This window comes from Roseovarius sp. MBR-79 (assembly GCF_053628555.1).
The window spans coordinates 281,176-295,380 of sequence record NZ_JBRJGP010000001.1 but is presented as its reverse complement, the minus strand read 5'-3'; the positions used below and the strand labels follow the sequence as shown (position 1 = coordinate 295,380).

Below are 14,205 nucleotides of genomic sequence, written 5' to 3'. Positions count from 1 at the left end.
TTCATGGGTGACAAGCACGCCCACCTGCGGCATCAGGGGATAAGCCAAGGGAGAGAGCCATGACCGACTATCCGCATCTTCTTGCCCCCCTCGATCTGGGCCATGTCACGCTGAAGAACCGCGTTCTGATGGGTTCGATGCATACCGGACTGGAAGAGACGCGCGACTGGAACCGGGTGGCCGAATTCTACGCCGCCCGCGCGCGCGGCGGCGTGGGGCTGATGGTCACCGGCGGCATGGCCCCCAACCGCGAGGGGGGCGTGTTTCCCGGGGCGGCGGGGCTGTTCAGCCCCGAGGATATCGCCAATCACCGCGTGGTCACCGACCGGGTGCATGACGCGGGCGGCCTCATTGCCATGCAGATCCTTCATGCGGGCCGCTATGCCTATGGCAAGGAATGTGTTGCCCCGTCGCCCATCAAATCGCCGATCTCGCCGTTCACGCCGCGCGAGTTGGACGAGGACGGCATCGAGAAGCAGATAACGGACATCGTCACCGCCGCGACCCGCGCCCGCGAGGCAGGCTATGACGGGGTCGAGATCATGGGGTCGGAGGGCTATTTCCTCAACCAGTTCCTCGTGACCCATACCAACAAGCGCACCGACCGCTGGGGCGGCTCTTACGAGAACCGGATGCGTCTGCCGGTGGAGGTGGTGCGCCGCACCCGCGAGGCCGTCGGCCCCGACTTCATCCTGATCTACCGCCTCTCGATGATCGACCTCATCCCCGAGGGCAGCACCCATGCCGAGGTGGTGCAGCTTGCCCACGCGGTCGAGGGGGCGGGGGCCTCGATCCTCAACACCGGCATCGGCTGGCACGAGGCGCGCATTCCCACGATTGCCACAAGCGTGCCGCGCGCGGGTTTTGCCTGGGTCACGAAAAAGCTGATGGGCAAGGTGGGCATCCCCGTCATCACCTCGAACCGGATCAACACGCCCGAGGTGGCCGAAGAGGTGCTGGCCGGGGGCGCGGCCGACATGGTGTCGATGGCGCGGCCCTTCCTTGCCGATGCGGAATTCGTGAAGAAGGCGGCCGAGGGGCGCGCCAGAACCATCGCGCCCTGTATTGCCTGCAATCAGGCCTGTCTTGACCACACCTTCTCGGGTAAATTGACCTCGTGCCTCGTCAATCCGCGCGCGTGCCATGAGACAGAGCTTGTCATCACCCCCACGGATACGCCGAAGCGCATCGCCGTTGTCGGGGCCGGTCCTGCCGGTCTCTCGGCGGCGATCGCGGCGGCGGGGCGGGGGCATGACGTGACGCTGTTCGACAAGGCACAGCAGATCGGCGGTCAGCTCAACATGGCCAAAGAGGTGCCGGGCAAGGAAGAGTTTCACGGGCTGGTGGACTGGTTCGGCGTGATGCTGGCCGAAAGCGGTGTAACACTCCGGCTGGGGCGCGTCGTGGGGGCCGATGATCTTGCAGACTTTGAAGAGGTCATCGTCGCCACCGGCGTCAGCCCGCGCGATCCGGGGATTCCCGGACAGGACGGCCCCAACGTCGTGACCTATATCGATGTGCTGCGCGGAACGGCAAAAGTGGGCAAGCGCGTCGCGGTGGTGGGCGCGGGTGGCATCGGGTTTGATGTGGCCGAATACCTTGTCCACGAGGGTGAGAGCCCCACCGAGGATATCGCGCTCTGGCGCACCGAATGGGGCGTTGACGATCCCGAGGCGGCGCGCGGCGGAGTGGCACTCGCAGGGCCGAAGCCCACGCCGCCCGCGCGCCACGTCACGCTTCTGCAACGCAAGGCCGAGGCGCTTGGCAAGCGGCTTGGCAAGACAACGGGCTGGATCCACCGCGCTTCCCTTCGGATGAAGGGGGTCGAGATGGTGGGCGGCGTCAATTACGAGCGGATCGACGCGGGCGGACTGCATGTCAGCTTTGGCGAGGGGCGCGAAAACCCGAAACTCATCGAGGCCGACACGATCGTTCTTTGCGCCGGTCAGGTGAGCGAGCGCAGTCTGGCCGATGCGCTGGAGGCCAAAGGCATCCGCGCCCATGTCATCGGCGGCGCGGATGTCGCTACTGAGCTGGACGCGAAACGCGCCATTGATCAGGGCACGCGGCTCGCGGCCGCGCTCTGAGCGTTATTCCACGGTGATGGTGATCACCCCGGACATGATCGGGGGCACGTGCGGGACATGGTTGGCATCGCCGAGCACCAGTTGCAGCGTGTGCTGGCCGGCTGGCAGGTCTACGGTCGCCTGTGTCTGACCGCCGCCGAAATGCTTGTGGTTATCATCGGCGGGCAGACCATAGCTCAACTCCTCCGCGCCGCCCTCACCCTCACCAAAGGGCGGGCGGTTGATCAGCAGGTGATGGTGCCCGGTCGCCTCTTTCTCGGTCCCTGCGGGGGCCACGCCCATGCCGTTCAGGCCGAAGATGACGGTGACAGGGCTTGTGACCGTGGCCCCGTCTTCGAGATTGACGAAATAGACCTCGGCGCCCTCAGGCGCGGGGGTTTCCTGCGCCAGCGCGGGTGCGGCCATGGCCAACGCAGCGACAAGGCCAAATGCGAGAAAACGAGTCATCAGCTTACCCTCCAGGATTGATCCGGTATCGGTAAGATAGACCGCCCGATGCGGCGATCCACAGTCACCTTCGCGTGTGCGCCGCGTTTCCAGGCCATCAACGATCCCGAGATGACCGCGATATTGTCAGGCACCTGCCGCAGTTGCGCCCGATTTTTCCGTCAGAAACGGTCCTCAGTAGCAAGAAGAGGTTTCAGCATGGATCGCCTGACGGAAATGGAGGCCTTCGCCACGGTGGTGGATCAGGGCGGCTTTACCGACGCGGCCCGCAAGATGGGGATTTCCAAATCCGCCGTTTCCAAGCATGTCTCCTCGCTCGAGGCACGTCTCGGTGCGCGGCTTCTGAACCGCACCACGCGGCGCGTCAGCCCCACCGAGATCGGCCTTGCCTATTACGACCGGGCGCTGCGGGTGCTCAACGACGCGGGCGAGGCCGACGCGCTGGTGAGTTCGATGCAGTCGGACCCTTCGGGCCTCTTGCGCATTTCCGTGGCGACCGATTTCGGCGTGAACCATCTCAGCCCGATCCTTGGCAATTTCCTTGAGGAATTTCCCGATATCACCGTCAACATGGTGCTCAACAACCGCTATGTCGAACTGATTTCCGAGGGGTTCGACATGGCTGTGCGGATCGGCGATCTGGAGGACAGCACCCTGCGCGCGCGCAGGCTGTCGGAGACGACCAAGCGCATGATCGCCAGCCCCGCCTATTTCGCAAAACACGGACGGCCCGAGAGGATCGACGATCTCAACGAGCACAAGCTCTTGCACTACTCCAATCAGGGCGGCAGTGCGGTTTGGAAACTGACCGCGCCCTCGGGGGAAAAGCGGCAGGTGCGCACGGCGGGAGGCCTCAGCGTCAATGATGGCCAGTCGCTGCTCAATGCCGCGATTTCCGGCCTTGGCATCGCCTATCTGCCCTCTTTCCTCTATGCCAAGCCGATGGCCGCCGGTCTGGTCGAGGACGCCATGCCCGATCTGCCGCTTGAGACGCTCGGCATCTACGCGGTCTATCCGCCTGGGCGCTTTACCCAGCCCAAGGTGCGTGCCTTCATCGACTTTCTTGTCCATCAATTCGCCGACAAGGGGCCGACCGACTGGTAGGCCCCAACCAGTGTCCTCCTCGCCGGATTTCGGCGCACCTCCAAGGCCTGCCATTCCGGCGGGTCTTTTTTCATGGGACGCACAGGGCATGTGCAGGGCGCGCGCTTGTCAAACCCGCGGTGCTGCGCCAGTTATCCGACTGATCAGGCGCGAGAGCGCGTCGAAACCAAGGGGAAGATATTATGACCAAACCGGTGCTGTTGCTGATATCGGGCTCGCTGCGCAAGGGCTCTTACAACCGGATGCTTCTGGCAGAGGCCGCACGCGGCTTTGGCGACGCGGAGGTCATCGAGGCCGATCTGGCGTTGCCGCTCTACGATGGCGATCTCGAAGAGGCCGAGGGCGTGCCCGAGGCGGTGCAGACCCTTGCCGCGCAGATCAAGGCCGCGGACGCGGTGGTGATCGGCGCGCCCGAATACAACAAGGGCATCACCGGGGTTCTCAAGAATGCGCTCGACTGGGTGAGCCGCGTGCCGGGTGCCGCGTTCAAGGACAAGCCGACGGTGGTTGTCTCGGCCTCGGCGGGGCGCACGGGCGGCGAGACGGCGCAATTCATGACGCTGTCTTGTCTCACGCAATTGCAGGCGCGGCTGGTGCCGGGCACGGCGGTCTTGATCGCGGGCGCGATGAACGCGTTTGGCGATGACGGGCGGCTCAAGGACGAGATGTCTCAAAAGCTCCTGACCGAGCGGATGGCAGCGCTGCGCGCTGTGGTGGCGTAACGCGGGCGCGGCGGTCTCTGTCAGGCCGCCAGCCCCTTGGCCCCGAGCCCGAGGAATTTCTCGCGCCGGTCCCGGATGAGGGCGGCGCGATCCTTGGCCGACAACTCGCTCAGCATGGCCGATATGGCCTTGCCCACGGCGGCAATGGTGGCGGCGCGGTCGCGGTGCGCGCCGCCCAGAGGCTCGTCGATGACGCGGTCGGCGACGCCCAGCTTGATGAGATCCTGCGCCGTGAGGCGCAGCGCCTCGGCGGCCTCGCGCATCTTCTCGGCGTCTTTCCAGAGGATCGAGGCGCAGCCCTCGGGCGAGATCACCGAATAGACCGAATGTTCGAGCATCGCCACGCGATTGGCGCTGGCAAAGGCCACAGCCCCCCCCGATCCACCCTCGCCGATGATCACCGATACCAGCGGCACACCGATGGAAAGGCAGGTCTCGGTGGCGCGCGCGATGGCCTCTGATTGCCCGCGCTCCTCGGCGCCCTTGCCGGGATAGGCGCCGGGCGTGTCCACCAGCGTCACCACCGGCAGACCGAAGCGGTCGGCCATCTGCATCAGGCGCACCGCCTTGCGATAGCCTTCGGGACGGGCCATGCCGAAATTATGCGTCAGGCGCGATTTGGTATCGTGGCCCTTTTCATGGCCGATCACCATCACGGGCCGGTCGCGCAACCGCGCAAGCCCGCCCATCACCGCCTCATCCTCGCCAAAGGCGCGGTCGCCGGCCAGCGGCGTGTAGTCGGTAAAGAGCGCCTTGATGTAATCGCGGCAATGGGGGCGGTCCGGGTGGCGCGCCACCTGGCATTTGCGCCAGGGCGTCAGGGATTTGTAGAGATCGCGCAGGAGCGTGGCCGCCTTGGCATCGAGCGCGCGCGCCTCGTCCTCGACATCGGTCTCGCTGTTGGTGCGGGCAATCGCGCGCAATTCCTCGGCCTTGCCTTCGATCTCGGCAAGCGGTTTCTCGAAATCGAGGTAATGGGTCATGGCGCGGCCCTCCGGTCTGGACGCCCCGCTATATGGCCGCAGGCGACGGGATTTGCAATCGCTCAAACCGGCCAGAGCACGGGCACCAGCGTCGCCACCAGAAGCAGCGCCATCACCCGGTTGAAGGCACGCAGGCGTCCGGGGCTGCGCAGCACGCGGCGGATCTGCTGGCCCAGCATGGTCCAGGTGGTGGTGCTGATCGTGCCGCAGGCCACATAGACCCCGGCCACCAGCAGCACCGCCGCAAGATCCCGCCCCGTTGCATAGAGCGTCACCGCCGAGAGCGCCATGCTCCATGCCTTGGGATTGACCCATTGAAACGCCGTGGCCTGAAGGAAGGTCAGCGGGCGACCCTCGGTCCTGGCATCGCCCGGCGGGGCGGCATTGGCAATTTTCCACGCCAGCCAAAGCAGATAGGCGACCGACAGGAGCTTGAGCAGAACATAGGCGGGCGGCCAGAGGTCGAAAAGCTGCATCACGCCAAGCCCCACGCAGACGAGCATCATGGGAAAGCCGAGGCCCACCCCCAGCATATGCGGGATGGTGCGCACAAAGCCGAAATTCGTCCCCGAAGCCATCAGCATCAGGTTGTTCGGCCCCGGCGTGATGACCGTGACAAAGGCGAAGGCGACAAGCGCGGAGAGGATATCGAGTGTCATGGCGCAACACTATGCGGAACCGGGCGCATTTGAATTGCTTTTTATTGTTTAAATGCAGATATTTTGCAATATATAATGATCATGGATGCTATAAGCGACCGTATATTGCAGGAATTGAGCCGCAATGGCCGGATCAGCAACCTTGACCTGGCCGAGCGCGTGGGCCTCTCGCCCTCGGCCTGTCTGCGCCGGGTGCAGGATCTGGAACGACGCGGCGTGATCGCGGGCTATCGCGCGGTGCTTGATCGGGCGGCGCTTGGCGTGGGGTTTGTGGCCTATGTCACGGTCGGCCTGAACGCCCACACCAAGGCCGCGCAGGAGGCGTTCGAGCGCGCCATGACCCGCGCGCCCGAGGTGGTGGAATGTCACAACATCACCGGCGCGGTGGAGTATCTGTTGCGTGTCGAGGTGGCCGACCTGCCCGCCTACAAGCGGTTTCACACCGATGTTCTGGGCACGCTGCCGCAGGTCAACGCGATCACGTCTTACGTGGTGATGGGCTCGCCCAAGGATGCGCGCGCCTGATTGGGGTGCGTCTCAAACCAACCAGTCAACCTCGGCCACGGCGCGCGCCCAGGCCGTTTCCGCATCGGAGAAAACCAAGCTGCTGAAATGGCCCACGGGAAACCAACGACCGTCCTCTACATCGCGGCGATACTGCTCGAACCCCCATGTGCCGTCGGCGCGCTGGAAAAGGTCCACGCAAAACCGCGCATCCGCGCTGTTGACCGATTTCATGACCTTCACGGCCTGCCCTCCCTGAAACGAAAACGGGGGCCGTTGGTTCGGCCCCTCGTTTCCGTCTGCCCTCGTGCCTGTATGCTGCCACGCCTCAGGGGCGCGGCAGGGTAATGACGGTGCCCAGTGCCAGTGCGCCAGGACGCTCCAGCCCGGGGTTGATCGCGAGAATATCGGCCTGCCGGTCCAGCGTGCCGTAAAACCGGTAGGAAAGCGCCGCGATGCTGTCGCCCATGGCGACCGTGTAGGTCTCCGGGATGCGCGGGCGTGCGGGGGCCGACAACACACTGAGGATGGTTGCCGTATCGACGCGGCCATCGGCGGTCAGAAACGAGGTGGGCACCTCGACCCGGCCCTTGACTGCGGCGTCGTTCACCAGCGCGTCGATATATTGCTCGGACTGCCCCTGCGCGAGCGCGTCGAGCACCATCGCCTCAAACCCGATCTCTGCGGGCCGGGACGTGGGGGCGGGGCGGGCAACCTGTTCGGGCGCAACAGGAGGTGCCTTGGTCCTGGCCTCGGGCGGCGGGGCCGTCAGCAGGCGCGTGGCGTCCTGCAAGGGATCGGTTTGCGCGGCGCGGTCAAGGCGCATGTCAGGCGCGCTGACCGCAGACAGGTCCGTGACCTCGCCGCGCGTGACCACGTCCGGCGCGGCATCTGCTGTGGCCGCGCGTCTCGACGTTCCCGGCTGCACCAGCACGATGGCAATCGTCACCGCCAGAAACGCCGCCACGATCAGAACCATCCGCACCATCGCACACCTCCATCCACCCGCCCATATCCGGTGGCACCCCAGCGCTGCGCATATGCAGATGCGCGCGCCGTCAATCCCCCTTCATCTATGGGTTGCCACAGAAAATCGTGGCCGCTTTGTCAACGTTGGCAAGATATAGACCGTTTTGCGCGAATCGGTCAACAATCGCCTTCGTCAGAACCGCGAAAAACGCAATACTCTTGCGCTCAGGCCGCCAGGCCCCGCCCCTTGAGCAGGGCCGCCACACCCGGCATCCGTCCGCGAAACGCCTCGTAGAGCGTCGCGGCCTCCTCGGTGCCGCCACGTGACAGGATATGACGCTCAAGCGCCCGGGCCCGGTCAGGATCAAACGCCCCGCCCGCTTCCCCAAAGCTGGCAAAGGCGTCGGCATCCATCACTTCGGACCACATGTAGCTGTAATAGCCCGAGGAATAGCCGTCACCGGCGAACACATGGGCGAAATGCGGGGTGGCGTGGCGCATGGTGATCGCGGGCGGCATCCCGATCTCGCGCAGCACCTCCGCCTCGCGCGCCATCACGTCCGCCGGGGCGGCACCCTCGTGAAAGGCCAGATCGACCAAGGCGGAGGCCACGTATTCCACCGTCTGAAAGCCCATGTCGAAATTGGCGGCCCCCAGCACCTTGTCCAGAAGGTCGGGCGGCATCGGCGCGCCGGTCTCCACATGGCGGGCGTGGCGGCCAAGCACCTCGGGCACCTCAAGCCAATGCTCGTAGAGCTGGCTGGGCAGTTCCACGAAATCGCGCGCCACATTGGTGCCCGACAGCGCTTCGTAGGTCACATCCGACAGCATCTGATGCAGCGCATGGCCGAACTCGTGAAACAGCGTGCGCGCATCGTCATAGCTGAGCAGCGCCGGATCACCCTTGGCGAAATTGCACACGTTGATGACCACCGGGGCCTGCGCCTGCGGTCGCTTCGCCTGCCCGCGCATCGCAGAACACCACGCGCCCGAGCGTTTGGAGCCGCGCGCGAAATAATCGCCGATAAAGACGGCAACGTGCCGCCCCGCGCGCGTGACCTCCCAGGCGCGGCAATCGGGATGGTAGAGGGGCACGTCAAGGGGCGCGAAGTCCAGCCCGAACAGGCGATGCGCGCAATCAAATGCCGCGCCGATCATGGCATCGAGCGAGAGATAGGGCTTGACCGCCGCCTCGTCCAGATCATGCTCCGCTTGCCGCCGCTTTTCGGCGTAATAGCGCCAGTCCCACGGCTCCAATTCGCCGTTGATCCCGTCTTCGCGCATCATCGCGGTCAGCGTGACGGCATCGCGCTCGGCTTGCGCGCGCGCAGGCTCCCACACCGCCATCAGCAGATCGCGCACGGCCTGCGGTGTCCTGGCCATCTCGGTTTCCAGCTTGTAGTCGGCGAAACTGTCATAACCCAACAGCGCCGCGCGCTCGGCCCGCAGCGCCAGGATTTCCTCGGCTATCGCGCGGTTGTCGGTCTCGCTGCCCATGGCCCCGCGCGCGACCCAGGCTTGATACGCGCGGCGGCGCAGGTCGCGGCGCGCAGAGAATTGCAAAAACGGCACGATGATCGAGCGCGAGAGCGTGATGACCGGGCCATCCGCCCCTTTCTCCTGTCCCGCCGCGCGGGCCGCGCTGATCACGAACCCCGGCAACCCCTCCAGATCGCCCTCGCCCAGTTCCATCTGCCAGCCCGACTCATCGGCCAGCAGGTTCTGCGTGAAGGCCGTGCCCAGTTCCGCCAGCCGTGCCATGATCGCGCGCATCCGCGCCTCTTCGGCGCCGGTCAGTGCGGCCCCCGCGCGACGAAATCCGCGATGGGTGAGCATCAAGAGGCGCTGCTCTTCCGCCGTCAGGTCGAGCGTTTGCCGCGCCTGCCAGACCGCCTCGACCCGCGCAAAGAGCTGTTTGTTTCCGTATAATTCCGAGGAATAGGCGGCCAGTCTCGGCCCGAAATCGCGCTGCAACGCCTGCCGCCGCGGGTTGCTGTCCGCCCCCGCCACGGTGAAGAACACCGACAGCACCTTGTCGAGCGCGTCCCCCGAGGACTCCAGCGCCTCGATCGTGTTGGCGAAGGTGGGTGCATCGGGGCTCTCGGCAATCGCCTCGACCTCCCTCCGCGCCGCGTTCATCGCGGCGTCGAAAGCAGGTGCGAAATCCTCGTCCGAAATGGTGTCGAAGGGGGCAAGGGCAAAGGGCGTCTGCCACTCAGCCAGCAACGGGTTGGTCATCTGTCTCTCCTTTGTCGCCACAGATCGGGCAATCGGGGCGGCGGCTGAGCGAAATCTTGCGGCTCTCGCCATAAAGCGCGTCGTAGATCAGCATCTCCCCGCGCAAGCAGTGCCCCGCCCCGGTGATGAGCTTGATCGCCTCGGCCGCCATCATCGCACCGACCACGCCGGGCAGGGGGCCCAAAACCCCCGCCTCGGCGCAGGAGGGCGCAAGCCCCGGTGCCGGGGCCTCGGGAAAGATGCATTGATAACAGGGCGCGCCGCGCGCGGGATCAAACACGCTCACCTGCCCCTCCCATTGCGACAATGCGCCGGAAATCAAAGGCTTGCCTTGCGAAGCTGCGGTGGAATTGGCCAGATAGCGCGTGGCGAAATTATCGGTGCCATCCACGATCAGATCATACTCGGCAAACAGGTCGGTGGCGATCTCGGGAGAGAGCCTGCGCGCATAGGGGCGCACGATGACATTGGGATTCTGCGCCAGCATCGCTCGCAGGGCCGATTCCACCTTTGGACAACCGATATCCTCATCTCTGTGGATAACCTGCCGTTGCAGGTTGGAATTATCCACCGCGTCATCGTCGATCACGCCGATCGTTCCCACCCCCGCCGCCGCCAGATACAACAGCACCGGAGAGCCGAGGCCGCCCGCGCCGATCACCAGCACCCGCGCCTGTTTCAGCGCCTTCTGCCCCGGCCCGCCGATCTCGCGCAACACGATGTGGCGGGCATAGCGGTCAAGCTCGGTCTCGGTGAAGAGCGGCGTCTTGACCGGACCCGCGGGTGCCGCGGTCGCGCGCCTGCGCAAGGCGACCAACCCCGCGCGATAGCCCAGAACCAGCGCCGCCGCCCCCCCGAGAAGCAGCCAGAGCGCGAGGCTCTCGCCGGTGGCCATGCGGATCGGGTGGCCCTCGGGCAGGATCACATGGGCCAGCACCACCCCGCACCACAGCGCCACGATCATCCCCCAGCGAAGCCGACGCGGCGTGCCCATGACGGCCCCGATGCCCCAGAGCACGGCGGCCATGACCCCGACAAGCAGCATCAGCGCAATCCCGTTGAGCCAAAGCCGCCCGCGCCGCGCGCGGTTTCGTCCAGCGTGGTGACTGCAACAAACCGCGCCTGCACCACCGGGGCCACCACCATTTGCGCGATGCGCGCGCCATGCTCGATCTCGAACGGTTCGTGGCCTGCGTTCATCACGATCACGCCGAGGGGGCCGCGATAATCGCTGTCGATGGTGCCGGGGCTGTTGGGCAGGGTGATCCCGTGTTGGAGCGCCAGCCCCGAACGCGGGCGCAGCTGCACCTCGTAGCCTGCGGGAACGGCGATGCGAAGTCCCGTCGGCACCAGCGCCCGCGCCCCCGGCTCCAGCATCACCACGCCGCGATCCGGGAAATTCGCGCGCAGATCGGCCCCCGCCGCGCCCGGCGTCGCATAGGCGGGCAGGCCAAGTGCGCGGTCCGCGCCGTCCTCCCATGCCAGTTCGATGCTCAGCATCGCTTTCCTTTCATCGTTCTGCAAATACTCGAATTCTCAGGCCACGGCCCGCGCGATCCGTTCAGCGAGACGCGCCGCCACCTCGGCCTTGCCCATGCGCGGCCAGCTTTCCGCGCCGTCCCCGGTGATGAGTGTCACCGCATTTTCCGTCCCGCCCATGATGCCCGTGGCGTGGCTCACATCGTTTGCCACGATCCAGTCGCAGCCTTTCCGCGCGCGCTTGGCGGTGGCGTTCTCGATCACGTCATGCGTCTCGGCGGCAAAGCCCACCACCAGTGGCGGTCGCCCTGCGGCCATCCGGCTCACCGTCGCCAGAATGTCCGGGTTCTCGGCAAATTCCAGCACCGGCAGCCCGCCTGCGGTCTTTTTCATCTTGCGGTCGCTTGCGTTTGCCATCCGCCAATCGGCCACGGCGGCGGCGAAAATGGCGGCATCCACGGGCAGGGCGGCCAGTGCCGCGTCGTGCATCTCTTGCGCGGTCTCGACGCGGATCACCTCGACGCCGTCCGGGGGCGGCACCGAGGCGGGGCCGGTGACAAAAACCACCTCTGCGCCCAACGTCGCCAATGCCCGGGCAATCGCCGTGCCCTGCGCCCCGGAAGAGCGGTTGGCGATATAGCGCACGGGGTCTATGGGCTCATGCGTCGGCCCTGACGTGACCAGCACGCGCCGCCCCGCAAGTGGGCCATCCGTCAGCCGCGCCGCGATGGCGGCCAGGATCTCGGGCACCTCGGCCATGCGGCCGGGGCCATGCTCGCCGCAGGCCATGTCGCCCTCATTCGGGCCGACACATCCGATGCCGTCGGCATGGAGCGTGGCAAGATTGCGCTGCGTTGCCGGGTGCTGCCACATGCGCACGTTCATCGCGGGCGCAAGCAATACGGGCGTATCGGTGGCCAGAAGAAGCGTCGAGGCCAGATCATCGGCATGGCCATGCGCCATTTTCGCCATCAGATCGGCGGTTGCCGGGGCCACGACAATGAGATCGGCAGAGCGGCTCAGTTCGATATGGCCCATCTCGGCCTCGTCGGTCAGGTCGAACAGATCCGAGAAGACCTTGCGCCCCGCCAGCGCCGAGACCGACAGGGGCGTGACAAACTCCGCGCCTGCGCGGGTCAGCACGGGCGTGACGCTGTGGCCGCGTTCGCGCAACCGCCGGATCAGGTCGAGCGTCTTGAAGGCCGCGATGCCGCCGCCGATGATCAGAAGGATGCGTGACGCGCCGGGCATGGGCCTCTCCAACATATGCGCGGCGAGCCTAGGGCGTGCGCGGGGTCGGCGCAAGGGCCGCACCCGGCTCAGCGAAAGGCGGCGCAGGGGTCGGGGCGCGCGACCGCCGGGGCCGAGAGCACCTCGTCAAAGCCGCCCTGAAGCGGCGCACCGTCCTCGGTCTGGCCCAGCACGAACACCTCCAGATCCGGGGCCACGCGGGCAAGGTATGAGGGCACGCCCCAGTCACGGCGCGCGTGGCCATTGCCGGTGATGACGGCCACCGGGCCGCCGGTCCCGGCCATGGCCCGCACCACCGCGCGCGCGAGGGTTGCATCGCGCAGGCGCTGCACCGCGACCATGCCGGACAGCATCTCCACCGGCAGCGCATCACAATGGGCGGCCAGTTGCAGCGCCTCGCGGGTGGCCTGTTCCTCGGGGGACGGCGGTTCTGTCAGCCCATAGGCGGCCGCATCTTCGCCGAAGGCCGCGACGGGCCCGTCCCTGAGCACCGCGCGCGCGGCCTCGCGCGTCACGAGCGCGCCGTGAATGGCGGCCTCGGGGGCGGCGGCGAAGATCGGGTGATACATGGCGAAATCGGGCCAGCCACTTTCAGCCCAGCCGAGCGCCTCGGCCATGGCCTCGGGATCGGCAATGAGGTCGGGGGTCACGCGCGCCGCCTGATCGGGCGTCAGCATCTCGAAGACCAGTGCGCGCGGGTTCAGTGCCGCCACCCGCGCCGCCTGTTCGGCGTGGTGCGCCGGGTTGTCATGCACTTCGCCCAGTATGACGATATCCTGCGCAGTCGCGGGCAGCGCGATCAGGCAAAAGGCAAGGGCAAGGCGCAGGCTCATGCCAGCAGGCTTTGCACCTCGCCCGCGTGTTTTTCAAGATAGCGTCGCATCTTCTGGAAGGCCGCCGCCTCGATCTGGCGCACGCGTTCCTTGCTGAGGTTCAATTCCTCGCCCAGACTTTCGAGTGTGCGCGGCACCTCGATCAGCTTGCGCTCGCGCACGATGAAGCGTTCGCGCTCGGTCAGATGGGTCAGCGCCGCACCCAGCCAGTCGCTCAGCGCGCGGTGATCGTGGTCGCGCTCGACAATCTCGTCGCCACGCTCGCCCTCGTCCTCGATCGTGTCGATCCATTCGCGCCCGTCATCCTCGGTCGATTGGGTGGCGTTGAGCGAGAAATCTCCACCCGAAAGCCGCCCCTCCATCATCTCCACGTCCCGAAGCGGCACGCCGACCTCATGCGCGATCATCTCGCGCAGTTGGTAGCCGTCAAGCGTCTCGCCATTGGCCATGGCCTCGCGCTCGATCTTTGCCTGCACGCGCTTCATGTTGAAAAAGAGCGATTTCTGCGAGGAGGTGGAGCCGGTGCGCACCATCGACCAGTTGCGCATCACGTAATCCTGGATGCTGGCCTTGATCCACCAGACCGCATAGGTGGAGAACCGCACGCCGCGATCCGGGTCAAACTTGTCGGCTGCCTTCATCAGGCCCAGCCCCGCCTCCTGGATAAGGTCGTTCATCGGCGCGCCGTAGCGGCGGAATTTCGAGGCCATGGAAATGGCCAGCCGCATATAGGCCGTGATCAGCCGATGCAGCGCCGCCTCGTCGCGGTGGTCGCGCCAGGCATAGGCAAGCGCGAGTTCGGTTTCGGCGTCCAGCATCTCCGCCTTCATCGCGTTGCGGGACATCGAACTTGTCTGCGGTGCATCGAGCGGCATGATTTCCCCCTGTCTGCGGATGCGCTCTTTCTGAGCCTCGCACACTTTGCTACG

At 66.0% G+C, this 14,205-nt stretch carries 15 protein-coding genes; 4 read left to right on the top strand and 11 right to left on the bottom strand.

The annotated features are described in order from the left end of the window. The first annotated feature begins 59 nt into the window (after positions 1-59). Positions 60-2,087 carry an NADPH-dependent 2,4-dienoyl-CoA reductase gene (locus tag ACSSV8_RS01480; protein WP_354538801.1) on the top strand — a complete coding sequence of 676 codons (2,028 nt, stop codon included), beginning with the start codon at positions 60-62 and terminating at the stop codon, positions 2,085-2,087. A gap of 3 nt (positions 2,088-2,090) precedes the next feature. Here ACSSV8_RS01480 and ACSSV8_RS01475 read toward each other — a convergent pair whose 3' ends face one another. Beyond that, positions 2,091-2,534, bottom strand: a complete 444-nt coding sequence (locus ACSSV8_RS01475; RefSeq protein ID WP_354538802.1) for a DUF4399 domain-containing protein — start codon at positions 2,532-2,534, stop codon at positions 2,091-2,093. A 198-nt stretch (positions 2,535-2,732) separates the two neighbouring features. Here ACSSV8_RS01475 and ACSSV8_RS01470 point away from each other — a divergent pair, with 198 nt between their 5' ends. Together ACSSV8_RS01470 and ACSSV8_RS01465 are read left to right on the top strand one after the other, a co-directional pair. Next, a complete protein-coding gene (locus tag ACSSV8_RS01470; protein WP_354538803.1) occupies positions 2,733-3,638 on the top strand; it encodes a LysR family transcriptional regulator in 906 nt (301 codons plus the stop codon). 182 nt (positions 3,639-3,820) lie between these two features. Beyond that, on the top strand, positions 3,821-4,360 hold the full coding sequence (locus ACSSV8_RS01465; RefSeq protein WP_354538804.1) for an NADPH-dependent FMN reductase: 540 nt from the start codon (positions 3,821-3,823) through the stop codon (positions 4,358-4,360). A 20-nt stretch (positions 4,361-4,380) separates the two neighbouring features. Here ACSSV8_RS01465 and ACSSV8_RS01460 read toward each other — a convergent pair whose 3' ends face one another. Continuing rightward, complete coding sequence (locus tag ACSSV8_RS01460; RefSeq protein ID WP_354538805.1) at positions 4,381-5,343, bottom strand: acetyl-CoA carboxylase carboxyltransferase subunit alpha; 963 nt, start codon at positions 5,341-5,343, stop codon at positions 4,381-4,383. 62 nt (positions 5,344-5,405) lie between these two features. Next, entirely contained in the window at positions 5,406-6,002 is a 597-nt protein-coding gene (locus ACSSV8_RS01455) for a LysE family translocator (RefSeq protein WP_454281265.1), read from the bottom strand. An 81-nt stretch (positions 6,003-6,083) separates the two neighbouring features. On the opposite strand from ACSSV8_RS01455, the gene ACSSV8_RS01450 reads away from it, so the two are divergent. Then, positions 6,084-6,527, top strand: a complete 444-nt coding sequence (locus ACSSV8_RS01450) for an Lrp/AsnC family transcriptional regulator (RefSeq protein WP_454281264.1) — start codon at positions 6,084-6,086, stop codon at positions 6,525-6,527. A 12-nt stretch (positions 6,528-6,539) separates the two neighbouring features. On the opposite strand, the gene ACSSV8_RS01445 is transcribed toward ACSSV8_RS01450, so the two are convergent. The 8 genes from ACSSV8_RS01445 to ACSSV8_RS01410 all read right to left on the bottom strand — a co-directional run bounded on the left by ACSSV8_RS01445 (position 6,540) and on the right by ACSSV8_RS01410 (position 14,151). Then, the gene (locus ACSSV8_RS01445) at positions 6,540-6,740 is read right to left on the bottom strand and encodes a hypothetical protein (protein ID WP_454281305.1); all 201 of its coding nucleotides are present in this window, start codon (positions 6,738-6,740) and stop codon (positions 6,540-6,542) included. Between the two features lie 94 nt (positions 6,741-6,834). Next, on the bottom strand, positions 6,835-7,494 hold the full coding sequence (locus ACSSV8_RS01440; protein WP_354538809.1) for a LysM domain-containing protein: 660 nt from the start codon (positions 7,492-7,494) through the stop codon (positions 6,835-6,837). Positions 7,495-7,700: 206 nt separating this feature from the next. Next, positions 7,701-9,713 (bottom strand): M3 family metallopeptidase, encoded by a 2,013-nt coding sequence (locus tag ACSSV8_RS01435; RefSeq protein ID WP_354538810.1) that lies wholly within the window; start codon positions 9,711-9,713, stop codon positions 7,701-7,703. Next, positions 9,691-10,758, bottom strand: a complete 1,068-nt coding sequence (locus ACSSV8_RS01430; protein WP_454281263.1) for a HesA/MoeB/ThiF family protein — start codon at positions 10,756-10,758, stop codon at positions 9,691-9,693. The genes ACSSV8_RS01435 and ACSSV8_RS01430 overlap by 23 nt, the downstream gene beginning before the upstream one ends. Then, complete coding sequence (gene dut / locus ACSSV8_RS01425) at positions 10,758-11,213, bottom strand: dUTP diphosphatase (RefSeq protein ID WP_454281262.1); 456 nt, start codon at positions 11,211-11,213, stop codon at positions 10,758-10,760. The genes ACSSV8_RS01430 and dut overlap by 1 nt, the downstream gene beginning before the upstream one ends. Before the next feature lie 36 nt (positions 11,214-11,249). Then, positions 11,250-12,443 (bottom strand): bifunctional phosphopantothenoylcysteine decarboxylase/phosphopantothenate--cysteine ligase CoaBC, encoded by a 1,194-nt coding sequence (coaBC, locus tag ACSSV8_RS01420; RefSeq protein ID WP_354538813.1) that lies wholly within the window; start codon positions 12,441-12,443, stop codon positions 11,250-11,252. Positions 12,444-12,511: 68 nt separating this feature from the next. Then, entirely contained in the window at positions 12,512-13,276 is a 765-nt protein-coding gene (locus ACSSV8_RS01415; protein WP_454281261.1) for a ChaN family lipoprotein, read from the bottom strand. Continuing rightward, positions 13,273-14,151, bottom strand: coding sequence for an RNA polymerase factor sigma-32 (locus tag ACSSV8_RS01410; RefSeq protein WP_454281260.1), 879 nt, complete (start codon positions 14,149-14,151; stop codon positions 13,273-13,275). The genes ACSSV8_RS01415 and ACSSV8_RS01410 overlap by 4 nt, the downstream gene beginning before the upstream one ends. Positions 14,152-14,205: the final 54 nt, after the last annotated feature.